The 206-nt window shown below is 71.4% G+C and carries 1 pseudogene; it reads left to right on the forward strand.

What is annotated here, in order from left to right:
* Positions 1-206 (forward strand): annotated as a pseudogene (locus QM841_RS43120) (transcriptional regulator); the annotation flags it as partial.

Below are 206 nucleotides of genomic sequence, written 5' to 3' on the forward strand. Positions count from 1 at the left end.
GGCCATCACGGTCCGCGACGTCGTCCAGCCCGTCGACGGAACCGAGACCGCCTTTCGGTGCACCGAACTCCGACGACAAGGAGTGCGCGCCGCCCCACCAGAGCACGGCCGCTCTGCATGCGGCATCGCGAAAGTCCGGGCCGGTGCCGAACAGGCTTGGCGCGCAGCACTATCGGGGGTGACGCGCGCCGACCTCGGCGCGACGA

This window comes from Rhodococcus sp. IEGM 1307, from assembly GCF_030056915.1.
Classification (GTDB): domain Bacteria; phylum Actinomycetota; class Actinomycetes; order Mycobacteriales; family Mycobacteriaceae; genus Rhodococcus_F; species Rhodococcus_F opacus_D.